Origin of the sequence: Nocardia sp. BSTN01 (assembly GCF_015354405.1) — a bacterium.
GTDB lineage: Bacteria > Actinomycetota > Actinomycetes > Mycobacteriales > Mycobacteriaceae > Nocardia.
The window spans coordinates 1-22,164 of record NZ_JADKYP010000015.1; the positions used below are offsets into that span (position 1 = coordinate 1).

At 62.8% G+C, this 22,164-nt stretch carries 25 protein-coding genes; 17 read left to right on the forward strand and 8 right to left on the reverse strand.

The window, feature by feature from the left end; translation table 11 throughout:
- Positions 1-252: 252 nt before the first annotated feature.
- Positions 253-1,353 (reverse strand): acyl-CoA desaturase, encoded by a 1,101-nt coding sequence (locus IRT45_RS14790; protein ID WP_194806441.1) that lies wholly within the window; start codon positions 1,351-1,353, stop codon positions 253-255.
- Positions 1,354-1,640: 287 nt separating this feature from the next.
- Between IRT45_RS14790 and IRT45_RS14795 the strand changes: the two genes are divergently transcribed.
- From IRT45_RS14795 to IRT45_RS14810, 4 genes are read left to right on the forward strand one after another with little or no spacing between them, the layout of a single operon-like run.
- Complete coding sequence (locus IRT45_RS14795; RefSeq protein WP_194806442.1) at positions 1,641-1,958, forward strand: type VII secretion target; 318 nt, start codon at positions 1,641-1,643, stop codon at positions 1,956-1,958.
- Complete coding sequence (locus tag IRT45_RS14800; protein WP_194806443.1) at positions 1,955-2,680, forward strand: hypothetical protein; 726 nt, start codon at positions 1,955-1,957, stop codon at positions 2,678-2,680. The genes IRT45_RS14795 and IRT45_RS14800 overlap by 4 nt, the downstream gene beginning before the upstream one ends.
- Before the next feature lie 4 nt (positions 2,681-2,684).
- Positions 2,685-3,179 (forward strand): hypothetical protein, encoded by a 495-nt coding sequence (locus IRT45_RS14805; RefSeq protein ID WP_194806444.1) that lies wholly within the window; start codon positions 2,685-2,687, stop codon positions 3,177-3,179.
- Entirely contained in the window at positions 3,176-3,838 is a 663-nt protein-coding gene (locus IRT45_RS14810; RefSeq protein ID WP_194806445.1) for a hypothetical protein, read from the forward strand. Before IRT45_RS14805 ends, IRT45_RS14810 begins: the two co-directional genes overlap by 4 nt.
- A 31-nt stretch (positions 3,839-3,869) precedes the next feature.
- On the opposite strand, the gene IRT45_RS14815 is transcribed toward IRT45_RS14810, so the two are convergent.
- Entirely contained in the window at positions 3,870-4,124 is a 255-nt protein-coding gene (locus IRT45_RS14815; protein ID WP_194806446.1) for a hypothetical protein, read from the reverse strand.
- A gap of 543 nt (positions 4,125-4,667) precedes the next feature.
- Between IRT45_RS14815 and IRT45_RS14820 the strand changes: the two genes are divergently transcribed.
- Positions 4,668-7,520, forward strand: coding sequence for an AAA domain-containing protein (locus tag IRT45_RS14820; protein WP_194806447.1), 2,853 nt, complete (start codon positions 4,668-4,670; stop codon positions 7,518-7,520).
- Positions 7,521-7,818: 298 nt separating this feature from the next.
- Here the strand turns inward: IRT45_RS14820 and IRT45_RS14825 are convergent, their stop codons facing one another.
- Positions 7,819-8,187: a hypothetical protein gene (locus IRT45_RS14825; protein WP_194806448.1), complete on the reverse strand. Its 369-nt coding sequence runs from the start codon at positions 8,185-8,187 to the stop codon at positions 7,819-7,821.
- Positions 8,188-8,364: 177 nt separating this feature from the next.
- Positions 8,365-9,171 carry a DUF3048 domain-containing protein gene (locus IRT45_RS14830; RefSeq protein ID WP_309240968.1) on the reverse strand — a complete coding sequence of 269 codons (807 nt, stop codon included), beginning with the start codon at positions 9,169-9,171 and terminating at the stop codon, positions 8,365-8,367.
- Positions 9,172-9,521: 350 nt separating this feature from the next.
- On the opposite strand from IRT45_RS14830, the gene dapA reads away from it, so the two are divergent.
- Both dapA and IRT45_RS14840 read left to right on the forward strand, forming a co-directional pair.
- On the forward strand, positions 9,522-10,412 hold the full coding sequence (gene dapA / locus IRT45_RS14835; RefSeq protein ID WP_194806449.1) for a 4-hydroxy-tetrahydrodipicolinate synthase: 891 nt from the start codon (positions 9,522-9,524) through the stop codon (positions 10,410-10,412).
- Positions 10,413-11,178: 766 nt separating this feature from the next.
- Positions 11,179-12,039, forward strand: a complete 861-nt coding sequence (locus tag IRT45_RS14840) for a DUF262 domain-containing protein (RefSeq protein ID WP_228534365.1) — start codon at positions 11,179-11,181, stop codon at positions 12,037-12,039.
- 99 nt (positions 12,040-12,138) lie between these two features.
- On the opposite strand, the gene IRT45_RS14845 is transcribed toward IRT45_RS14840, so the two are convergent.
- Together IRT45_RS14845 and IRT45_RS14850 are read right to left on the reverse strand one after the other, a co-directional pair.
- Positions 12,139-12,573, reverse strand: a complete 435-nt coding sequence (locus IRT45_RS14845; protein WP_194806450.1) for a hypothetical protein — start codon at positions 12,571-12,573, stop codon at positions 12,139-12,141.
- A gap of 16 nt (positions 12,574-12,589) precedes the next feature.
- Complete coding sequence (locus IRT45_RS14850) at positions 12,590-13,036, reverse strand: hypothetical protein (protein WP_194806451.1); 447 nt, start codon at positions 13,034-13,036, stop codon at positions 12,590-12,592.
- Between the two features lie 331 nt (positions 13,037-13,367).
- Here IRT45_RS14850 and IRT45_RS14855 point away from each other — a divergent pair, with 331 nt between their 5' ends.
- From IRT45_RS14855 to IRT45_RS14880, 6 genes are all read left to right on the forward strand, one after another.
- Positions 13,368-14,378, forward strand: coding sequence for a restriction endonuclease (locus IRT45_RS14855; RefSeq protein ID WP_194806452.1), 1,011 nt, complete (start codon positions 13,368-13,370; stop codon positions 14,376-14,378).
- 165 nt (positions 14,379-14,543) lie between these two features.
- Positions 14,544-14,885, forward strand: a complete 342-nt coding sequence (locus IRT45_RS14860) for a WXG100 family type VII secretion target (protein ID WP_194806453.1) — start codon at positions 14,544-14,546, stop codon at positions 14,883-14,885.
- A gap of 5 nt (positions 14,886-14,890) precedes the next feature.
- Complete coding sequence (locus tag IRT45_RS14865) at positions 14,891-15,193, forward strand: WXG100 family type VII secretion target (RefSeq protein WP_194806454.1); 303 nt, start codon at positions 14,891-14,893, stop codon at positions 15,191-15,193.
- A gap of 1 nt (position 15,194) precedes the next feature.
- Positions 15,195-16,673, forward strand: a complete 1,479-nt coding sequence (locus IRT45_RS14870) for a hypothetical protein (RefSeq protein WP_194806455.1) — start codon at positions 15,195-15,197, stop codon at positions 16,671-16,673.
- Entirely contained in the window at positions 16,670-17,332 is a 663-nt protein-coding gene (locus IRT45_RS14875) for a pentapeptide repeat-containing protein (RefSeq protein ID WP_194806456.1), read from the forward strand. Before IRT45_RS14870 ends, IRT45_RS14875 begins: the two co-directional genes overlap by 4 nt.
- Positions 17,329-17,877: a hypothetical protein gene (locus IRT45_RS14880; RefSeq protein WP_194806457.1), complete on the forward strand. Its 549-nt coding sequence runs from the start codon at positions 17,329-17,331 to the stop codon at positions 17,875-17,877. Before IRT45_RS14875 ends, IRT45_RS14880 begins: the two co-directional genes overlap by 4 nt.
- A 90-nt stretch (positions 17,878-17,967) precedes the next feature.
- Here IRT45_RS14880 and IRT45_RS36840 read toward each other — a convergent pair whose 3' ends face one another.
- Together IRT45_RS36840 and IRT45_RS36845 are read right to left on the reverse strand one after the other, a co-directional pair.
- Positions 17,968-18,348 carry a hypothetical protein gene (locus IRT45_RS36840; protein ID WP_228534366.1) on the reverse strand — a complete coding sequence of 127 codons (381 nt, stop codon included), beginning with the start codon at positions 18,346-18,348 and terminating at the stop codon, positions 17,968-17,970.
- An 80-nt stretch (positions 18,349-18,428) separates the two neighbouring features.
- Positions 18,429-18,818 (reverse strand): hypothetical protein, encoded by a 390-nt coding sequence (locus IRT45_RS36845; RefSeq protein WP_228534367.1) that lies wholly within the window; start codon positions 18,816-18,818, stop codon positions 18,429-18,431.
- Positions 18,819-19,461: 643 nt separating this feature from the next.
- On the opposite strand from IRT45_RS36845, the gene IRT45_RS14890 reads away from it, so the two are divergent.
- From IRT45_RS14890 to IRT45_RS14905, 4 genes are all read left to right on the forward strand, one after another.
- On the forward strand, positions 19,462-19,692 hold the full coding sequence (locus IRT45_RS14890) for a hypothetical protein (protein WP_194806458.1): 231 nt from the start codon (positions 19,462-19,464) through the stop codon (positions 19,690-19,692).
- 166 nt (positions 19,693-19,858) lie between these two features.
- Positions 19,859-20,386 (forward strand): hypothetical protein, encoded by a 528-nt coding sequence (locus tag IRT45_RS14895; protein ID WP_194806459.1) that lies wholly within the window; start codon positions 19,859-19,861, stop codon positions 20,384-20,386.
- Between the two features lie 119 nt (positions 20,387-20,505).
- Positions 20,506-21,759, forward strand: a complete 1,254-nt coding sequence (locus IRT45_RS14900; protein WP_194806460.1) for an amidase domain-containing protein — start codon at positions 20,506-20,508, stop codon at positions 21,757-21,759.
- 222 nt (positions 21,760-21,981) lie between these two features.
- Complete coding sequence (locus IRT45_RS14905) at positions 21,982-22,155, forward strand: hypothetical protein (protein WP_194806461.1); 174 nt, start codon at positions 21,982-21,984, stop codon at positions 22,153-22,155.
- Positions 22,156-22,164 lie beyond the last annotated feature (9 nt).

Here is a 22,164-nt window from a genome sequence, read left to right on the forward strand (position 1 = left end):
GCAAAATTCGACGAGGTTTGCACGATCAGTTCACACCCCTCTCTCACTGCTCGATGCTGGGGATGGAGGACACGACCACTTCTCCGTGCGCAGCCCGGCTCCGCTGACGTAGCGCCATGACGCGGGGGGCACGGTGCCGCCGCGTGCGGCGGTGATACGGGCACGTGACACGGTGCCGCCAGGTGCGGTCCTGCCGGTGCGTCGCGCGGTGAGGCGAGGGCGTAGCGCTAAGAGATAGGCGTTCGAATCGACCTAGCGTCCCGCTGTAGACCCCTCGATCGGTTCACCCTGCGCCTGGCGTGGATCTCCGGCGCGCAACGGCACACCGACGTCATGCAGGTGTCTCAGCGCCTCTCGGTACGAGGAAAGCAGCCCGGTCTCGTGATACGGCACGCCGATCTCGGCGCAGTACTCGCGGACGATGACCTGCGCACGCCGCAAGTTCGGAGTAGGCATGCTCGGAAACAAGTGATGCTCGATCTGATAGTTCAGCCCGCCGAGCGCGATATCGGTCAACGCACCACCACGCACATTGCGCGAGGTCAGCACCTGCCGGCGCAAATAGTCGGGCCGGTCGTCCCCGGTGAAGGTCGGCATCCCCTTGTGGTTCGGCGCGAAGATGCACCCCATGTAGAGACCGAACAGCGCCTGATGCACAACGAAGAACGCAAAAGCCTTGTCGGCGGGCAGAATTGCGAACAGTGCGCCCAGATACACAGCGAAGTGACCGAAGAGCAGCGCCCCCTCCAACAGGCGGTGCTTGACCGCCCGGTTCCGAAGCGCACGCACCCCGGCCACATGCAAATTCAGCCCCTCCAACATCAGCAGCGGGAAGAACAGGAACGCCTGCGCCCGCCCGATCAGCCGAGGCAGCCCACGACTATCGCGCGCCTGCCGCTGCGACCACACCAGAATGTCGGGCGCGACATCGGGATCGAGCTCCTCATGATTCGGATTGGCGTGATGCCGAGTGTGCTTGTCCTGCCACCACCCATACCCCAGCCCGATCCCCGCATTCCCGACGACCCGCCCCATGATCTCGGTCGGACGCCGAAGCCGAAAGACCTGACGATGCGCGACATCATGCATAACCAGCGCGACCTGAGCGAACGTGACGGCCATGAACGCCGCGACCATGAGCGTCCACCACGAGTCGCCGATCAGAACGAACGCCGCCCAGCCGGCCGCGAATGCGAATCCGACGAGGCTGAGCCGGATGGCGTAGTAGCCGGGGCGGCGGTCCATCAAGCCCGCGTCGGAGATGCGACGCAGTAGTCGGGCGTAATCACCGTCTGCGCCGGTGCGCCGCGCCGATCGTGGGGATGACTCGGAAACCAAAGCCGGTGTCGTCATGTTTCTTCCTGGAAGCTGGGTCGGAGAGGCCACGCCCGCTCTCGATACCGACCGATCGACGTCGATCGAACACACAACGCGATTGCGTGAGGCGGGGTGGCGATTTCGGTACACCGAAGCTATCCGCGGAATTCTCGTTCCTTCTCATCCCTTGGTATGACACGGAATTGGGCTGCTATGTGGTACAGACGCTCAGGTTCTCAACCGCGGGCTGTCGACCGGAACCGACGGCAGTCGCCGTCCGTCCAAGCGATCAGAAGTGTTCAGCCCATCACACAAGGAGCGCAATGACCGACTTCCAAGTCGTACCCGACGATGTGGACAAGTTCAGCGGCGCGCTGCGTGATCTCGCCGGCCAGGCCGGCGCAGCGGGCACTCACGTAACGAAGTGGTTCAACCTCTCGGACGCGCACACCGGCATATTCGTAGAGGTCAAGGGGATCGTCGAACATATTCGGCAGAACCTCGAGGACAACTACAAGCACCTCCAGACGCTGGCCGACGGTTCGGCGACCGAGCTTGCCAAAGCCGCCCAGCTCTACCGCACAACCGACTCCGAGCACGCTCGGCAGCTCGACGAGACGTATCCGGGGAACGCGCGATGACCCGTCCCGAAGAGACACTGGTCGACCCACAGGCCGAGGATCCGATGCCGGGCCTGGTGTCGTTCATCGCCGGCGGGAATTTCGTCTCCCCCGCCTACTACATCTCGACCACGATCAAAACTGTCGTCGGCTTCGACGTGTACGGCTGGGCAGGAGAGAAGGTCAACGGCGACTGGGAGGCGGTCGCGAAGGCCGCCGGAGCCGCGGGCAACCTGAGCCGCTTCAATTCGGCGTATGCGGAGTCGATCAACACTCAGTGGCAGCAGACCGCCGGCGCCACCTGGCACGGTCACGCCGCGGAGAGCTCGGAGACCTACTTCAAACATCTCGCTGCCTGCGTCGAGTTCCAAGTTCGCCCGCTCGAAGAGATCGAACGGCAGCTGACGAATATCAGCACCGGCATGCGGGAACTGGGCCGCCGAGTCGGGGATTTTCTGCAGGACATCTCCGATTTGGCTCTGCTCTGGCTCGCGTCGCAAGCGGCCGAGGCGGTTCTCGCTTCCAGCCTGGTCGGCGCACCCGCTGCCGCGGCCCAAGCCGCAGTGTCGGCCGCCTACTTGGTCCAGATCGTGGCGAAGGTGGGCCAACTCATCAAACTCGTAACGACCGGGTACAAGGCCATATACGGGATGATCGGATTGCTGAACGCGCTGTCGAGCCAGACGACACCGGAAAACCTTCCCCCACTGCCGAATTCGTCCTACGACCACCCCGGAGTTTGATCGAATGGAAAATCCGTCCGAAGTCAGCTTCGACGTGGCCCACGGCGACATCGCGGTGTCCCGCCAGCTGCGCCGTTCCCTCGAGACGATCAAGTCCGCCGTAACCGATCCCGCTCTGCGAAAGCAACTCGACGATGTGCTGAGCGGCCGCCGCAGTATGCGAGACTTCGGTGCGTCCGACGCCTTCGCGGGCATCATGGACTCCGTACCTGCCGGCCAACTGAACCGAGCGCTGACGATGCCGGAAGACGAGCGCCAGGCTCTGGCCCAGGTCGGAGAACAAGAACTCGAACGTCTCCGAAGTGATCAGCACGAGACCGCGCCCACTCCACCTCGGGAGGATGTACCTCCGACTCCCCCGTCGCCCGCGAAAGATACCGGGAGCCCGGTGATCCCACGAACGAGAAAACCGAATCGCGAACAGCTGTATACCCCCGATGAACCGGACGAGGACGATCTCTACTTCCAACAGCGACGCACCCAAGGATGGCTGGAGTGACCCCCCGCTCCGACGCGCGAACCGATGTCGCAGTGCGGATTCGCCTCCGCGAAGACTTCGCCGAAAACCCCGATTTCGATCCGCAGGAAACGTTCGTCCTACAATTGTCCGACGAGCTACCCGACGTATGCACTCGTCACGGCGAGACTGCAATCGAACAGCGCGACAAGGACTTCGACTTCAGGCCGATGACGGTCCGGCGTTCCGCGGAACAACAATGGGTACAGCGGACCGCTGCGTATGAGGTTCGATTTCTGTTGCGAGGTGTCTACCGCATCGCGACGTTCAGATGGGTCGAGGTCAACCCACCATCCACCGTCCTCGAGGGAACTTGGCCGATCTGTGCGAAATGCGAACGCACAAGCCAGGTTTGCCAATACATCGGACATGCGATCGTTCTACTGGGCCTTGCTGCCATCCTCGTCATCCTCGCAGCCACCCAAACAACGACCTCCGACCACCTTCCCGTAGCACTCGTGCTGGCTGTCTTCCCTGGGTGGGGGCTTTTCGGGTTGATCGCCGCATACTTGCTCTACCGTCGCTCGACGACATTCGTGATGTTCCGGCCTATCGTCGACCTCGGGTCGGCACGGATCAGGGCACACCCGCGGTTCGCGGAGGCGTTCGAATCGCGAGGGTCGGTGTCTGGCCCAGAGTAGTGCCACGAACATGCCGACGCCGCCGTCCGTCTCATTTGCGGACAATCGATGAACCGTCGGTGGAATACCTCAGACCATATTCAGCGGAATAGTCGGGCGCCGATGTTGCCAGCTTGAACGGCGATCCATGGTCATCGACGACGAGCGAGCGGATTTTCCCGTCAACCGTAACGTCAACGTAGAATTCCCACTCATACACGCCGGCCGGGGCTTGGCGAACCCACCCATTACCGAACCCGCTGACGTTGCTCCCCTCAGGCCGAAAGGCAGGCTCGGTACGAATCATCAGGGATACAGGGGCGGAGAACATCGACCTGCGATCGCGCACCGACGATAGCGGAGGACTCACATAAGCAGGTCTAAGACAATCGGTCGTGCTGGGGCACGTAGGGATCAAGAGCGTCAGCAGATCTCGACGGCCGGGCGGCCGATCAACGACGGATCGATGGCACTGCCGTGGGGGCACATCTCGCTGCCTCGGCCTGAAATCTGCTGTGCTGCTGTGGATGCGAGGCTCACAAGGCCGGAGTAGGGTTGTCACTCGGGTGTGACGCAAGGCGGGACCGGTACGCGAGCCTTCGGGGGTGGAGAAGTGAGTGAGACCAAGCGCCCTTTTCCGATCGACGAACTGTTACGAGCGGTCGAACTCGAGGTCGTGACCGCACGGCGCTCCGAACCTCGTGACGGTGTCAAGGTGTCGCTGTCGGCAGGACGGGTGGTGTCCTCGGCTGCCGAACGGTACGAGTACCTGTTCACCTGTAAGAAATGGCACCGATCGCTGGATACCGCGGCCGTGCTCGTTCGACCGTCGACATCGCGCGGCTCATGGATGCCTGCCGAGGCCGCGCGAATGCCGGACGGCACCGTTCGGCTCGTGACCGCTGAGAGCTTGGGAACGGCGCCGCTGAATGTACAACTGCGGGAAGATGATTCGACCGGGTTCACGAGAGCCATCGAACGCCTCGAGTCGGCGGCCGATGACGACGCGCTGCATCTCGAGACTGCCGGATGGGTCGTCGGCCGCGGCGAACCGAGAAGCGGAATCGATGACAACCCCAGTCGCTGGGTCGCGAATTGGCCAGCGCTGAAATTGAATTCGCGCCAGCGGATCGCAGTGCAACGATCGTTGGCGAGTGAGGTCCTGTTTCTGTGGGGGCCGCCAGGCACCGGTAAGACCGATGTGGTCGGCCATGTCGTCGAAGGGAACTTCCGGCAGGGACGCACCGTGCTCTTTCTGGCGCCCACGAAAGTAGCAGTGGACCAAGCCCTCGAGCGCATTTGCGACCTGCTGAACAACGAAGCCGGATTCTCGGACGGACTGATTCAGCGTGCCGGCGACATCGAAGTAGGCACACTTCGTGCTCGCTACGGATCGTCGATCGATCCCGAGCAGGTCATCGACAGGGTGACCGTCGAACTCGACGAGGCGATCGCCCAGTCGACCGAGGCGTGGACACGAGCACAGACACAACTCCGGCTGTACGACGACGCCGGATCACTGATGGAACGCCTGCACAACGCGCGCTCTGCGAAGAAGGATGCCGAACTTGAACGTGTCCGAGCCGGTCAAGATTACCGGAAAGCGGATGCCGATGCCCAGAAGCTTCAGGAGAAATTGATCCGTGTAACTCCTCCTAGGGGGATGTTCGCCGATCGGAAGGAAGGGCGAATCGCCGTACTGCGGCGAGATCTGGCCGATTCCGAGGGCCAACGGCAGCGTGCCGCACAGCAGCGGCAGGCGGCGGAGGACGCAATCGCTCAATCCGCCGGTGAGATCGACAAGGCAGAGCATGAACTCGCCGCAGTGACATCAATCCTCGAGTACGTCGAACCGCATTCGACACTCGTCGACCGAGCCGAGGGGTTGCGCAAACAGCTCGACGAATTGAATCAGCAGCGCGCCAAGATCCGGCAGGCCGTCCGAGGTCGGTGCCGCATCATGGGGACCACCATCGCCAAGGCCATCCAGTCACGGAGGTTGCTGGACCGCATCGATGTGGTCGTCATCGACGAGGCGGGCATGGTCGACTTGCCATCCGCATGGCTTGCGGCAGCTCTCGCACGCGAACGAGTCGTCATCGCAGGGGATTTCCGACAGCTTCCGGCGGTGACCAAAGCAGACAGCGACCGGAAGGCAAGCGACGACGATCGCGCGCACGCACGGATGTGGAGTTCCCGCGACCCATTTCGCGCCGCCGGCTTGGTGACCGAAAGCGGAACCGTGCGCGACGATCCGCGCTTGGTTGCCCTGGATACTCAGTACCGCATGCGCGAGCCGATCTGCGACCTCGTCAACGCCGTCGCGTATCCCGACGCGCCACTGCGGACCGGGCGAAACAACACCAGCCGCATCCCCGCCAATCCGCTGGTGGAAACACCGATGATACTCATAGACACGTCGCGACAGCGGATCCCGAATCGCCAGAACCAATCCAATACCGTGCACGAGGCCGTCGTCCACGAACTCATTCGTGGCCTGCAATACGAGGGTGTGCTCCCCGGCCGGAAATGGCAGGAATCGGAGGTCGCGCACGGCTCGCGCCCCACTGATCGGCTGGCGGTGATCACCCCGTACCGCAAACAGGTCAAAGCCCTGCAAAGCAGTGTGAAGTACCGGTTCGGAACCGACTACGACGGATTGGTGGACACGATCCATCGGTTCCAGGGCAGCCAGCGTCCGATCGTCATATTCGACACGGCTGCGGGAGCAGGCAGCGATCCAGGATACTTCTACACCGGCTCCGGCTTGTCCTCCCAGACCTGCCGGCTGTTGAATGTGGCACTCAGCCGGGCGCAGGACCACCTGATCGTGGTGGCCGATGTCGATCATCTGCGGCAGCACCTTCCGGCGTACAGCGAAGCCCGTGTGATGATCGAGCACCTCGAAAACCATGCACAGGTGCTGTCCGCCGACCAGCTCGTACCTATCCGCGAGGCGGCTCAACTATCCGAGCTGTCCGAGGAAGAATTACGACGACCAGCCTTCTTTCCCGCGGACGAGGTCGAAAAGGCGGTGGACTGGGATATCGCACGCGCCGCGGCGAGTATCGAATTGTATTGCCCCTTCCTCGATCCCGTACCGGTGAACAGATGGTCGAAACGACTCGGCGACCGGGCAGGTGCCGGCGTCCAGGTCGTCGTGTACACGCGGAGCGTGGAGGAACAGCGCGATCCCCCGGCTGCCGAACGACACCGCGCGCGGATCGAACAACTGCGCTCGGCTGGATGCGCGGTCGATTTTCGGGAACGTATGCATGAGAAGGTCCTCATCATCGACCGCGAGATCCTCTGGCACGGTTCGTTGAACCTGCTGGCCAACAGCGGTCCCACGGATCTGATGATGCGATTCACCGACCCGGGCGCCTGCGAGCGCGTCGGCACCGTGATCGAGCGCGCCAGAAAAGACCGAGCGGCAAGGAATTTCACCGCCCCATCGAACTCCAATTTCGGACAGCAGACGCTCAGAACACCGGTGACGAGCGGTGGGGCAGGGCCCGATGAAAGGGAAGTCGTGCCGGGGACCGTGGTGAACGGGCGCCTTTACCTCGCTGTCGGCTACGACGAGAAGGACGAGGCTAAAAGGCTGCTGCGTGCGCGGTGGGACCGGACCAACAAATTGTGGTACGTCGACTCCGATCGAGTCACGCGAGAGCAGGCGCGGCGGTGGCTACCACAATCATGACTCCCAACCGTAGATAGGCAGGCTCCGCGGTCAGGTGACGTTGTCCCCCATCCGCACAGCGGTCCCAGGTATCGCGCCTGCGCTTCCCGATGGCACGCGCCCGCCACGCCGGCCACCAACTCATCGCCGAACCCAAGCAGATCAACCGATTGGTTCTGGTGGACATCGACGACGGCGAGCGCCTATTCGAATCCGCTTCTCCGGCCGAAGTCGAACGGTACTTGAGCGGAATAGCGCTCCACGCCACTGAGATCCACCGGATCACGCCGCCCACCTCGAGGACGCCGGACCTCAAAGATCAGAGCGCGCCACCATGTTCCGACTGCACTACTTTGATCCCAGCGATTGTCAGGTCGGGGTTCCCGAGGTAGGCGTATCCGTCCATGGGTTGACTGAACATCGCCATCACCTCCCGGAGTGCGTCACGTTCAACCGAGGTCACCGGGATCTGACGTTTCACGAGAATCGCCGCGATCACGTCCACCAATTCGGCGTATTCTCCGGCGGCACTGAAGCTCCGGCAGCTTTCGAGCTGTTCGCCCGGAATCCTGTCCGAAAGCAGGGCGAGCAGAGCGCGGCAATCGGAGTTCATTCGCCTTATCCGACCGATTTGCTCCGGAGTGAGACGAGCCTCCCTTCCCCTGACCGGTCCTTCTTCGTCTGTCACTTCAGTCTCCGTCTCGATGTCGAGTCACTACCGGGAATTCTGAACGACACCTGGGCCATCGATCTCGCCGCACTCCTCGGGCGGAGCAGCGTTGGCGCCCCACTCCCCTGGCCCAGCGGTCGGTACGTCGCTGACATCTCCGAATTCGGCATCAACGGTCATACCGCGAGGACAGACTCACCAGAGTTGCTCTGGAACCAGAACAGTCCAGACCTGTCCCGGCGCGAAGGGGATGACTGCACCAGTGGGGGTGGTATACGTTGTGCCCGCCTCCGGAGAGGGCCGGGACCACATGGCCGGGAACTCTTGACCGTCGCGAAGTACAAGTGCCTGACCGCTACCGGTCGTCTGGGCCAGGGGTGAGACGCTGCCCGCCACGTCGCTGATGGCCGAGTTCTGCACCGGCACACTCTGCAGCACGACCGTACTCGGCGTGAGTCGTCCGGTATCGGCAGCGCTGTAGGCAGCACCATCCATGGACACCAGCCAGCCGTGATCGCTGGGTGACCAGTCGAAGCCGACCACCGCAGCCGGATACCGCGCTTCGTCATGTTGCGTGGGCCGGCCGCCGGCAGGCGCAGGACCGAAGTGCAGTTGCGAAGCCTCCGGCCAGCCGCCGCCTTCGGGCAACTGATCGGGGCGGACGAACATGTTGTGCGGAGCGTCGCGACTGTAATCGCGGAAGTACGCCGCGGGTTGCCGATCGGCCGAGGCGTTCTGGAGCGAGGAGGAATCGAGGGCGGGAATCAGCTCGGGTGCGGAACCAGAGGATGCCAACGTCGGGTTACCGAACTGGGCCAATAGCGTCAGATCCGTTTCCCGCGCACTCCGGACAGGCCCGATCACCGGAGGTTTCTGTGTCGAGAACACCGCGGCCAGCCGACTCAAACCACCCTCGACCGGCTCGACGTAGACCACATCGGCGGCTCCGAGCCCAACCGGTGGCCGTGCCTGCGGACTGTTGTCTATCTTCGCGACCAGCACGGGCACGCCTACCCGGGAGGGTGGGGGCGACTCAGGTGCCGCCTGCTCAGGTCCGGTGCGGGTAGCGGTGCCAGTGCCGGTGCCGGTGCCGGTGCCGGTGCCGCTACTGCACGCGAACGTAGTGCACATTCCCAAGCTCATCAGGAACGCGGCAATCCACACCCACCATCGCTGTTGCATAAGGCAAACCTCTAGCTACCAATTTACGCCGCCCTCGACCCCTCGGGCCGGTCGCTGGTTGACGCTTTTGGTCCCCGGTGAGCGCCCGTCGAACCACCCCGACGACGCACTTCGCGTGTGCACGGACCGTCCGCACGGAAGGTGAGGTGCTCGCCTGTAATCTCACGATCATGGTGGACACCCCCTTCGGTCGAGTCATCACGGCGATGGTGACCCCCATGCACGCCGACGGCTCGATCGACTACGACGGCCTGCAGAACCTCGCCGTATATCTCGCCGACCACGGCCACGACGGATTGCTGGTCAACGGGACCACAGGTGAGTCCGCCACCACCACCGACGAGGAGGACTACGCCTGCGTGCGGGCGGTGGTCGAGGCCGTAGGCGACCGCGTCCAGGTGATGGCCGGCTGCGGCACCAACGACACCGAGCACTCCACTCGTGCGGCGCGCGAGATGGTCGCCTGCGGGGCCGACGCTCTGCTCGTTGTCACGCCGTACTACAACAAGCCGCCGCAGGACTGCATCCTCGAACACTTCCGTCTGGTCGCCGAGGCCGGCGGCGGCGTGCCCGTCATGCTGTACGACATCCCGGGCCGGACCGGGACGGCGCTGAGCACCGACACCATTCTCCGCGCGGCCGACATTCCCGCCGTGCGCGCCGTCAAGGACGCCAAGGGTGATTTCTTCGAGGCCAGTAGGCTCATGTCGCAGACCGACCTGCTCTGGTATTCCGGCGACGACGTCGTCAACCTGCCACACCTCGCTCAAGGCGCGACCGGCATCGTGTCGGTGGTCGGACACGTCGCAGGCGTTCTCTACGCGGAGATGATCGCCGCCGTCGACCGCGGCGACCTGCCTCGGGCACGCGAGCTCCACCGGCGCCTCATCCCCGCCGTCGATGCGATCATGCACGTCTCACAAGGCGCCATCCAGTCCAAAGCCGCCATGAAAATGCTCGGCGTCATCTCCTCCGACGCGCTGCGCATGCCATACCGGCAGGGCCCGCCGGAGCATCAGCAACGCCTGCGTGCCGGACTCGAGGAATCCGGTCTGTTGTAGATCAGGTTCGACTGATGCGCCATGCACCTCCGAAGTGACTCTGCGGGAAGCTATTTCGAAACCAGGCAGCTGTTTGGGATGCATCGGCGCCCCGATTTTTCGCCACAGGCATCAGGGGCCCCCGAGATCGGCCGACAGCTCTCCCTCGCCTACCGGGCATTGGTGTCGCCAAGCTCAGCTGGCGCGCACAGTCGCATTCTAGTTGAGTGGGTTCGAAATCGCAGTCGTTCACTGAAAGCGACTGCACGGCTACCGGTTCCACGGTTCCCCGGCGCCACACGTGTGGTGGATTGACCGGTCGCCAGATCGAAGGCGGCGCTGATTCGTTCCGGCCGTTTATCGACATGAGCGAGATCGGAAACATGATCGCCCATACGCCCATGCCCTCGGCCATAGCCATCATGTACCCAACCGGATCACGAGTGCTCCCGGGCGGGCGAAGGGTGTAAACCATGCCCCAAAGACCGGACGGTCCCGTCATCGGGGTCCGGTCACAGGAGATGCATATCCCCCGATGGGTGCGCCCGGTATTCACGAGCCGGACTGGCGATGCCAATCGCCCGTCGACAGAGTAGGCCGCATCGGCCCCCGTCGTACTCATGCTGCGCCAGCCCGAAATGTGAACCTTCAGCCGAGGAAATCGACTGTTACAGAAGAGCATCCGGCGACGATGTTCCTCGACGGAACACCACCGCGGTACCCACCGCCGTCCGAAAGCATGCAAGTGCCCTCGCCGACGTCCCCTGCCTGACAGGAAAGTACAAGCATGAGCAGCATTACTCCGCACTACCGCACGATCAAGGATCTGCTGCAGACCCGATCGTTCGCCATCGACGAGTACCAACGGGAGTACAAGTGGGAGCGGAAGAACATCGAAGAGCTGGTCGCTGACCTGCTCTCGAAGTTCGCCACCGATTATCATCCCGGCGACTCACCGAGGGCCGCGACCGGGTACGGCGACTATTTCCTCGGATCGATCATCGTCACGCACCGTGGAACCAAGGGGTATCTTGTCGACGGGCAACAGCGGGTGACGTCGCTGACGCTGCTTTTGATCTTCCTGTACCGGGAGGCGCGCGAGCGCGGACTCGCTGTCAGCTCGACGATCGAGCCGTTGATCTTCTCCGACAACTATGGTGAGCGAAAATTCAATCTCGATATCACCGAACGTGTTCCGGTGCTCAAGGCGCTCTTCAACGGCGAAAACTTCGATGCGACGGGCAAAGACGAGTCGATCGTGAACATTGTCTGCCGCTACCGTGACATCGAGTCGCTCGACCTCGCGGGCGAGCTGGGCGACGGTCTGGAGACGTTCATCTATTGGTTGATCGGCAATGTCGGCCTGATCGAAATCTCCACCACGACCGACGCGCACGCGTATTCGATCTTCGAGACGATGAACGACCGTGGAAAGCCACTGAGCCCGGTCGACATGCTGAAGGCGTATTTGCTCGGCGCTATCGACCAACACCAACCGCAGTTCACCGCCTTCCTGATGCGAGAGCAACTGCCATTCAAGCCCTACACCGAGTTCGGCAAGTCCGAGCAGGAGGAGCGAGTCAAGTTGGTCCTGGAACTGGCGCGCCGCGTGTGGAACCCGGACCGCCTCGAGCAGTATCGATTCTGAATGCTCTGGACGGCGCGGCCCCACGGCCACGCCGTGGCCGACGAGCAGTCCCGATGACGAGCAGCCCGGCCGACGAACATTGGCGGGCTGCTCGCCATTTCACTCGTCGTCGTTCCAGCGTGGAAACCGTCGCGTCGCCCGCGTCTCGGGCCGATCGTGGTCACCCGACATCCAGTTGCCGCCTCGCCCCCACGCATTGAGGAGAACTCCGACCCAGCGGCCGTCCTCATCGATCAAGCAGTGCTCTTCGGCATCGCCGCGACAGATCGCTTCGACGAGCCTCAGCGCGGGCACCGGCTGACTGGTGTCCTCGGCGACGTAGTCGGTGACAATGTTGAAACACCACCCGGTTTCGATCCGGGCGGCTTCGTCGTCGAACCGGGTGACCGCAATTCTTCCCGCCTTGTCGCCAGGCGGTATCGCGCGTGCGGTGAGCAGCACGAGGGACTCGTGGAGAAATGTGTCAGCGTCGTACTTCACCGCCAAATCGCATAGCGCCACAACGAATTCATCCCAGCCACCCTGTTCGCTCATCCTTGGTCGCTCCTTGTCAGCCGCAGGGGTCGGTGACCGTGCCCGAGTACTGCCACGCCATCGAGCCGGACGGGCGTCCGCCGTATACGCCGCGACCGCTGGCGGCCGTGCGATACTCCCCGTTTTCACATCTGAAATTCGACTGGCCAGTGTATTTTTGGCCCGCCTTGGGTGCATCGTGTGGAGTCTTGTCGGGACCAGAGACAACCACCCACTTGCCGCCCTGCTTCCGCTCGATTTGCACGACGATCTCCAGCGAGTCGATGTCGGCGGTGCAGGAGATTCGTCCCTTGCCCACGATCCACCCGGGCGACCCCTTCGAATGGTGTGGGTTGTTCGCCGTGATGTGGCATGTAGCGTTACCGTTCCCTGGTGCGGCTCCGGCGCTGGCCGGTACCAGAAGCGGCGCTGCGATCGCCAGCGCGGCGAAGCCGATCTTGAGCACAGCATGGCTCACATTCATAGAGTCCCCCTCCGAAGTGTTTGTGCGGCGCGAAATTTCGGATCCGCACATCTAGTTGGATGCGCCGAGATGCCTGCCGGTTCCGACCAATCCCCTTGAATGTCTGTGATGTAGGCCACCAGATATGGACTCGGGAAACATGCTGCCGCCCGCGGCCGACCGCTGAAGCTTGCATCTCAGATGAGCGATACGCCTACCTCCGCCGTCACTGGTCGCCCCCGATCTCGGCCGGCAGTTCTCCGCTAGCCCATCGCGCATAGGTGTATTCGGGTTCGACGGTGATCACATCGGCGACTTCCACCAGCTTCGCGGGGACTACACCGCCCTCGAAGTGGTCGACGCTGGGGACGAACACAGCCTCGACGCCGAGTCGTTCGGCAACGTTGCGGACCCGAAGTCCGACGTCGTCTACCTGGGTCGTGAATGTGATGATCTTGCGCAGGTTGTACCCAAGTCGCTTTGCCAGCGCCATCGATCGCGAGGTGCGTGGACAGTTTCAGCGGCTCGCAGAAACCGAACGCGTGCGAGGCTGGGAGCGCGCAGGCAATTCTCGGTCACCTCCGCGCGGATCGCGATCCTCACCAACGGCCGCGAATATCAGGTGTTCACCGATGGCGACCGTCCGAACATCATGGACTCGAAGCCGTTCCTGGTGTTCGACATCCTCGACATGGACAACGCCCTCGTGCCCGAGGTCGCGAAACTGTCCAAGAAATCTTTCGACCTCGATTCGATCGTGAGCGCCGCCGAGGAGCTCAAGTACATCGGGCAGATCAAGCGCTTACTGGCACTCGAGGTCAAGAACCCGACCGACGACTGGGTCCGCTACTTCACCACCCGTATCTACGAGGGCAAGGCGACACAGCGCATCGTCGACCAGTTCCGAGTCCTGGTCGCGAAGGCAGCCGCACAGTTCATCGCCGATCAGGTGAGCGACCGCCTGAATTCCGCCCTCGGTGAGAACACGAGCACGGTCGTAGCGGCCCCCGCCGAAGCGGTTGCGAACGAGACTGTGCAGCAGGCAGCTGAGGATTCGAAACTTGACGATGACATCGTCACCACTGAAGAAGAACTCGACGGCTTCAACATCGTCCGCGCCATCCTCGCCAAGGAGGTCGATCCCAACCGCGTCCACTACCGCGACGGCAAGGTGTATTTCGCCATCCTGCTCGACGACAACAACCGCAAACCGGTTGTGCGCCTGCACTTCAACGCCAAGAGCGTCAAGTTCATCACGACGTTCGAGAACGGAAAGGATGGCGAACGGCACGACATCGAGAGTGTGGTCGACCTGTACCAGCATGCGGACCGGCTGCTGGCGACGGTGAAGAACTACGGGTGACCAACTCGGTTGCACCCCGGCAGGGCTGGTGCACGGTACGGGCTCTCGATGACTCGCCGCGCATCAGACCCCAACGGATACCGCTGGCCCGCCGTGATCACCGACGTGCCAGGGCCAGCGGTGGCCCGATGGACGGGTGGCACAGGCTTCGTCTAACATCGCCATGTGAGTGACAACGGGGGGAATACCGTTCCTGGACAGGGATTTTCAGTCGTTCCGGCTCAAGTCCGAGACGTCGGAACCTACGTATACGGCCTGGCTGAAACTCTGTCGGGAGCTTTGGATTCCGCAGCCGAGGAAGTGGCCGAACTGCTGAACAGCAGTTGGACCGGTGACTACGCCGACGAATTCGCCGAAGGGTGGCACGAAGTCGAAGACGGCGGCCGCCAGATCTTCTCCGCCCTCACTTCGATGGCCGAGAAACTGGGCGTTACCGCCGACACCTTCGCCACTACCGACGAAGCCAGTGCCGCAGCCCTCGGCATCCCGAAGCTCAACTGGTCGTAACTGCCGTGGCCTCACGTTTCACCGTAGATCTCGAACACCTCGACCAGCTCGTCACGCGGCTGTCCGGCCTCGCCGGATTCATCGACGACCACCTCGACGACATCCACCAGCGGGTCACTGCCCTCCGCGGCACCGGTTGGGAAGGAGTCGCCGCCCGCGCCTACGACGACGCCCATCGTGAATGGATCAGCGGGGCAAAAGAACTCGTCGACGGTATCCGCGAAATGAGCGATGCCGCCAAGGCCGCGCACGCCGGCTACAGCCGAGCTTTGGAACTCAACCGACGCATGCTCGAAAGCGGCCAGTGACGTGATCGTCGACTGGGAGACCTATTACGACGCCGCGAAGAAATGCCACGACCTCGCCACCGAACTCCGCAAAGCGGATAAGCCCGTCCACGACGCGGCCAAAGGCGACTGCAGGAAGATGGCCGGCGATGCCCCAGGGTGCAGCGATTGGGGCCACGCCTACGACGAGGTGAGCCGCAAGACCTTGCAGGCGTGTGCGAGCCTGGCCAACGCCCTGACCAACTACGGATCAGTCCTGTACGCCCAGGGTTACAACTGGGGCATCGCCAACAAATCCAATCCGCCTCCTCCGAGGCCGCACACCGGTCAGGTCGGCGACTACAAGGTCTCCCTTCCGAGTTCCATCGGCGACAACGGGGACGGATACGAGAAGAAGGGCGGGCTGCAAGGGTTCTTCAACGACCTCTCCGCCAAACTCATCCAGGTCTTCGGGAAACTTCCCAACGGCGACAGCAACGGACTGCGGACCGCCCACACCACGTGGAGCACCTTCGCTGCCAACGGCACCGTTACCAACGCGGCGGCAACGATGTCCGCAATCTCCGCGCTGTTCGACGGCATGGACGACGATGGCCATCGCGAGCGCATCCAAGACTATTTCACTACCCTCCGGAACAGCGCCGATGCCGTCGCTACCGCCGCGGGCAACATCACGGCTCCGATCGACAACTACCGCCAGGCGACCGACGACCTGAGATCCCACGCGACGGAAGCAATCAACAAACTGACGACAGCCTTCGTAGTGACCGCAGTCGTCGGAGGCGCCTTGTCGGTGTTGAGTCTCGGAGCGGCCGAAGTCGGTGCCGCGGCCGAAGTCACCGAAGCTGTCGCGGCCACCGTTGAGGCGATCGAAACCGCATACCACACCACCGATATGAGCAAATCCATCGGTGACATCCACGACAATCAGCGCAAAATCACCGCCTTCGAGCCGATCCCTTCCAACGACCTCGACCGGGCCGTCAATGCTCTCACGTCGATCATCGGCGTGCGGGTCGTTCTCATCGACGACCACGGTGCCACCGCGAATCCCTCCAACTCCCCTGGTACGGCGGAATACTCCACACGTCTGGAAGAACTCGCGAAGGACGCGGCGAAGAATGGGAAGATCACCAAACAGTCCAGACGCGAAGCCGAGGTCGGTCTCAGCGCCGAACACAATGGCTTGATTCCGGGACCGATATCTCGGGCAGAGCCGGGACCCAACGGAGAGGATCGCGGAGAGTTCGTAGATTCATCCGGTCAGCGTTGGGACGTGAAGAGTTCACCGGATTTCCAACCCAGCTATCGAAAAGCGCCGGGGATGCCGATCCCACCACAGTCGGACGAAAAGTTCACTGATATGATCAACGATGATATTGCAGACGGGGAGCACATCATAATCGATCCCGACGGAATGTCGCCCGACCGCAGAGCGCACTTGGAGCAGCTGGTCAAGAACAATCCCAACTGGCAAGGAAAGGTCGTCTGGTCCCAGTGAGAGATACCTTCGCACGTTCACCGGACGACGTATCGCGCTGGCCGGACAATGCGATCACTGCTGCTTGTTTACACACATATTTTTCAAGTCTTACTGACCAACTGGACAGTGAAGTAGTTGTCGAGGAACTACTGGGTGGCGATAACCTCGACTTCAGGGGCGCCGATCTTTCGGGCATGGAACTTCTCGGCGCGTCACTGCTGGGCGCCGACCTGACCGGCGTCAATTTCACGGAGACCGATCTGTACCAGGCGTGGATGATGGCTGCCGATCTGTCTCGTGCGAACTTCTCAGGTGCGGATTTGCGAAAAGTCGAGGGCCGCGGATGCGTCGGTCGTGCCACGATATTCCGAAGCGCTGTTCTACAACGAGCAGTATTCGATGACTGCGTGTTAACCGACGCCGATTTCCACGGAGCGGACCTACGACGCACGACTTTGTCCGGATCTGATCTCGAACGTGTGGATCTCTCGCTGTGCCAGTTCGGCCGGACCAGGTTGCGAAACTGTCGAATCGGGGGCGCCGACGTCACAGGGGCCAGCGGTACGGTGATCGGTCCAGTAGATGTCGGAACCGCACAATCGCAGATCGTGAACGGCCCGGAACTGCAGCATTGGTTCGCTGAACATGGTGCGCCGGATGTCAGGGTAGAAATGTGACAGATCCGGTCGCCGCGAGATCCGATGAGACGATTCGGGTCATCGTTGAGCACAACGACCGATGGCTGTTCAAGTCTCTGCGCGGGAGGTCCGTGAGGAGGATCAACTGGAAAGCGGACCACTTCGAACTCGTATTGGATGACGACCACTTTCGCATTCTGATCGGGTACGACGCTGAACTGTGCGCTAAATCCGTCGCCAAGGACTCCCCCGACCGGCATCGAATCGACTATTGGGACCGCACTCAGGTTGAAGAATTCCTCGACGCGAGGATCGTTTCGGCCGTATTCTTCAAGACTGGAACAGTTCGTCTCGGGCTCAAGAACGGGTGGATACTTTTTATCGACGCCGACCGACAAGATTTCCCTCTTGAGGTGCAGTTCGGACATCGAGTCGTCTGGAATACTGCAGGGATAGCAGACCATTCCATATTCGAAATCCAGCCGCTGGATGCATGGACGGGACAATCTGTCACTCCGCCGCATTGGCCAGGGCGGCCGGACTACTTGAAAGACAAGCCCGAATCGGACGATATCAACGATTGACGATCCGGGGTCTTCGCCGGAACTTGCGCGCGTGCGATCAGCCCGAATCTCGTTGCCGTGCCGCAGGTCTCGTTCACCGGCGCCCCAACGTCACGGCACCGGATGATTCTGGAACAGTTGCCACATGCGATCGCGGACATCGACGCCTCGGTCGCCGCTCGGCCAATCATGGCTGCCTGCTTTGTATTTGCGCCATACGACGTTGGCGCCCTGCTCGCAGGAATACCGGTACCCTTCCGCCACTTCGGGGCCGGTTTCGGTGCCGGCGTCGTTGCTGCAGCCGATGGTACCGCGCCACTGGAGGTGAGCCGCGAAGACCGGTGCCTGGGTGAAGTCGTTGTCGGCGGTGAAGAAGCCGAAGGAGAGTTTGCGGATCGGGACGCCGTCTTCGCAGCCGCCGTGTGAGCCGCCGGCGTACATCGCTACCGCGCCCAGCTGGGCTGATGCGGCGCAGGCCATGCGGGAGGTCATTTGCCCGCCGTTGGAGTGGCCGGTCATGTAGACCCGCTTGGTGTCTACACAGCGGTAGCCCTCGATATCGGCGATGACCTTCAGGAGGAAGTCGACGTCGGTCCTGTTGCCGTTTCGAAGTACCAGCTGCGGTTGGGTTCGGGTACGTCTTTCTTGCCACCCAGCGGGTAGGCGACGATGAACTTGTGCCGTGCGGCGAACGGCGTCCAGCCGGATTGGTTCTCATACGTAGTTGGATTGCTCCCGCCGCCGTGAAGGGCTATCAGTAGCGGCGCGGCACTGGTCAGGCCGCTGGGGACGCGGAGGAGATACCGCTGGTCGTTGATGGTGCGTGTCTCCGAGGTGGCGGCCAGCGAGCAGGCTGCCGGTGAAGCGTCCGGCTCGCCTGGAGGAGCCGACTCGGCCACGGCGACCGCGCTCGGCATCGCCAGCGCGAAGATGGCAGTAATGACTGTGACGGCCCGCGACACCGGTCGGTATGTAGGGATGCGATGCAACGAATCCTCCCGCCCCACAGGAAAATTGAATTACTGCCGTTCAAAACTATCGCAGAGCGGGTTGGTTCGCTGAGGTTCGACGCCATTTGTGACAGTTCCCCGAAGTGCCCTCGATGAATGAGATTCCCCGGTACGTCCAGGACGGTGATCCTCCGGAATCGGCTACGGCATCATGGCGCCTACGTCCGAGGGGCCCGATCCGAAAACGCTGGATCACGCGTTGCGGCGGCGCCGACTCCGGGACCAACTCCGTCGACGGACCTTTCCCGGACTGGTACACCGGCACGTATTCCTCGAAGACCACGCCGCGCTCCCGCAGGGCGGCCACGGCGGCCTCGACATCGTCGACGTAGAGGGCAACTGCTGCCGCAGCAGCGCTTCCGGCGCGGGATCACCGATACGACCACCAAGGCGATGCAGCCCATCCTCGGATATTCGAACGGGCGGCAACCAGGGCGGGCAGCCCCTCGGGGCGCGGCTCCTCCGCAGGTCTCACCCTCGCGAGCAGGCGGTCCGCAAACCTCCAAAAGCCCGCCGATCCGCTCCGAAACACAATCACTTCACACTATGCTGGCTCGAACACTGAAACCTGATGCAGTTTTTCGGGAGGAACACCATGAAGCGGCTTGCCATCCTCGTAGCCGCAATCGCTGCCTTCTGGATCGCCCCGGCCGGGATCGCCGGCGCGGAAACCGGAATCCCCTTGGAGTACAACAACACCGACGAGATCACTGCGAACCGGCCTGTCGTCCTGCAAACCGGATCGACGGTGATCGATCTGCTCGCGTACATCGGGGCGGGATGCATCGGCAGCTGGAGCCCGGCCCCGCCCGCGCACTGCCTCTGACAATTCGACCGCATGACGCGCCCGACGGAACCGACCTCCCTCCCGCCCGCGGCGCTCTGCGACAATAGGGATGTGAGCACCACCATCAGCCACACGAGTGGACATCGACTCGGCGACCCGACCGGCGCCGCGACTGGGACAGCGGCGTTCGTCGCCCGGTAGTTCGATGTCTGACCAGGAAGTACCGGGATCGCGATCCGCACCGGAGGCAACCGGAGCGGGCGCGCCGAAGGTCGTTCAGCTGCCGCGGCGTCCCCGGCGGGTGGCGGACGACGCCAAGCCACCGGGTAAGACGTGGCGTTCGGAGGGCGGCCGCGTCAACGATCCGCCGCCGACCAGGCCCGTCATGCGGTCGGAATTGCAGCGAGAGACCGGGTCGTGGCCGGTGGATTCGAGTACTGCGTGGCATGGTCCCGCGGTGGCCGATACCGGCCCCGCGGTGGCCGATGAAGGTCCCGCATCGGTTCATGCGGGCCGTGCCGACCAGGACGCAAGCGTCGTCGACCTCGACGAATTGCGGCGGAAGCGAGCCGGTGAACGCGCCCCGGCCACCGGAATCCGGCGCATCGCCAAACCGCGCCGGATCGGCAAAGGTCCTGGTGATCGATCCGGCGTCGAGAGCGGCGACGGCAACCCGGACGAGGCTCATGATTCTCCGTCGACCGACGGGTATACCGGTCGCCACCGCAAGTAGCCCTTGGCGGGCGTGCGACGCGTAAACCGAGATCGCCGCGCCACCAAATTTGTTCTATTTGCCCGTTTTTGGCGTTTTGACTACCCTCAGACCACCATCGAAGGTACGGGGGGACGGTCATGGATCTGCATCAACTTCGGTACGCGAATCCGGGCAGCTGGCAAGCCGCAGCCGACGATCTGCTGGCGGCGGCCAAGGATTGCGAAGAAGCCGTCGCCGAAATTCATGCCAATGGTTCGCGTCGGCTCGAGGAATCCTGGACCGACTATCTGGGGGAGATCGTGCGCGGGCGGATCTCCGACGTCACGGGGAAGCTGGAGGAGATCGGTGTCCTGTTGCGGGGCGCCGTCACCGCGCTGGACACGCTCGAGGATGCGGCTCGGATCGCGCAGGCACAGGCCGGTTCGGCGATCACGGCGGGAACGGTCGCGGGCCTGGAACTCGAGGGCGACGTTCTGGTCGTACCTGCCGGACACCATGATCCGGACACCGCGGCGGATGACTGCCGGCGGTACAACGCGCTGATCAAGGATGCGATCGACGCGGCGGATCGCGCCGACCGGGAAGTCGCCGGCGCGCTGCGCAAACTGAATATCAACGTCGACACCAGCTCGCTCGACGATGCGCTGAAACAGCAGTCCGCGGCGGTGGCCGACGCGCTCGACGCCATTCGCGAGACCCTGCCGCAAGGCCAGCCTCCCGATGTGGTGAAGGCGTGGTGGGACTCGCTGGCCGTCGATCGACGCAAGCAACTCATGTTGGCGGTGCCGGTCGAACTGCACGATCTCAACGGGATCCCCGACAGCGTGAAGAAGGAACTCGAAGGTTCCAACGGCTACAACGCGGTCAAGGCGGTGCAGTTCGCTCGCGACCACGCGAACGACACGTCGATCGACAAATTCCAGAACAACTGCGCGAACTTCGTTTCCACCACGCTCGCGTCGGCCGGTCTCGATTACAAAGGCACTCTGACCACCGATTCGGACGGCTGGAACCGCAGCCGGGCGGCGGGGATCGACTTCGATCCGCCGGGGCCCGGTTCCCTGCAGGGACTGAGCCACAGCGATACTTGGTTCAATGCGGAGAAGCAGAAGAACTTCTTCCTGAACAACGGGGCGCAGGAGGTCGGGACGGCCGGGGCGAAACCCGGGGATCTCGTGTATTGGGAGCACACGCAGAACGTCGGCGACTACAAGCCGGGCGAAGCGCACCACACGGCGGTCGTGACCGCGGTACTTCCCAACGGTGACATCCTCTATTCCCAGCACACCACCAACGGCAAGGATTTCAGCCTGACCGACCGGATCGGATTCTCGAATCAGGACGGCGGCACACAGAACGTCCGAATCATTCGGCCGAAGGAGACCTGGTAGTTGAAGCGCCTCACGATCGTGTCCGCAGCGCTCTTTCTCGCCTGCTTCGCAGCTGCCGTCCTTCTCCTGGCGGTGGCCGATCACAAGCTGGATGAGCGGGCCGACGCTCTTCTCGAATCACATTGTGCGCGAAGCGTTCCCGTTCCGACGGCTGCCACCGCGTCGAGCTGGGCCGCGACAGTCCTCTTGATCTGTGCCGCCGCGGCAGCAGTGGTGTTCCTCGTGTCCGCCACGCGTTTCTCCTCGACGCCGGCAACGGTCCTCGGGGTCGTTGTCGCGGCCTCGGCGGTGATCATCAGCATCGGTTACGCACTGGTCGTGGGATCTGCACTGCTGCAACCGAATACCGATGAACCGATCTCGCCTCGCTACCATCCGTGCGAAGCGTTCTTCTGACAGGGCTGC

What these genes read in the sequence shown, in the direction of transcription:
- IRT45_RS14790 (WP_194806441.1), bottom strand. Translation starts at nt 1,353, where the DNA reads ATGACGACACCGGCTTTGGTTTCCGAGTCATCCCCACGATCGGCGCGG.
- IRT45_RS14795 (WP_194806442.1), top strand. Translation starts at nt 1,641, where the DNA reads ATGACCGACTTCCAAGTCGTACCCGACGATGTGGACAAGTTCAGCGGC.
- IRT45_RS14800 (WP_194806443.1), top strand. Translation starts at nt 1,955, where the DNA reads ATGACCCGTCCCGAAGAGACACTGGTCGACCCACAGGCCGAGGATCCG.
- IRT45_RS14805 (WP_194806444.1), top strand. Translation starts at nt 2,685, where the DNA reads ATGGAAAATCCGTCCGAAGTCAGCTTCGACGTGGCCCACGGCGACATC.
- IRT45_RS14815 (WP_194806446.1), bottom strand. Translation starts at nt 4,124, where the DNA reads ATGATTCGTACCGAGCCTGCCTTTCGGCCTGAGGGGAGCAACGTCAGC.
- IRT45_RS14820 (WP_194806447.1), top strand. Translation starts at nt 4,668, where the DNA reads ATGCCTGCCGAGGCCGCGCGAATGCCGGACGGCACCGTTCGGCTCGTG.
- dapA (WP_194806449.1), top strand. Translation starts at nt 9,522, where the DNA reads ATGGTGGACACCCCCTTCGGTCGAGTCATCACGGCGATGGTGACCCCC.
- IRT45_RS14840 (WP_228534365.1), top strand. Translation starts at nt 11,179, where the DNA reads ATGAGCAGCATTACTCCGCACTACCGCACGATCAAGGATCTGCTGCAG.
- IRT45_RS14845 (WP_194806450.1), bottom strand. Translation starts at nt 12,573, where the DNA reads ATGAGCGAACAGGGTGGCTGGGATGAATTCGTTGTGGCGCTATGCGAT.
- IRT45_RS14850 (WP_194806451.1), bottom strand. Translation starts at nt 13,036, where the DNA reads ATGAATGTGAGCCATGCTGTGCTCAAGATCGGCTTCGCCGCGCTGGCG.
- IRT45_RS36840 (WP_228534366.1), bottom strand. Translation starts at nt 18,348, where the DNA reads ATGACCTCCCGCATGGCCTGCGCCGCATCAGCCCAGCTGGGCGCGGTA.
- IRT45_RS14890 (WP_194806458.1), top strand. Translation starts at nt 19,462, where the DNA reads ATGAAGCGGCTTGCCATCCTCGTAGCCGCAATCGCTGCCTTCTGGATC.
- IRT45_RS14895 (WP_194806459.1), top strand. Translation starts at nt 19,859, where the DNA reads ATGTCTGACCAGGAAGTACCGGGATCGCGATCCGCACCGGAGGCAACC.
- IRT45_RS14900 (WP_194806460.1), top strand. Translation starts at nt 20,506, where the DNA reads ATGGATCTGCATCAACTTCGGTACGCGAATCCGGGCAGCTGGCAAGCC.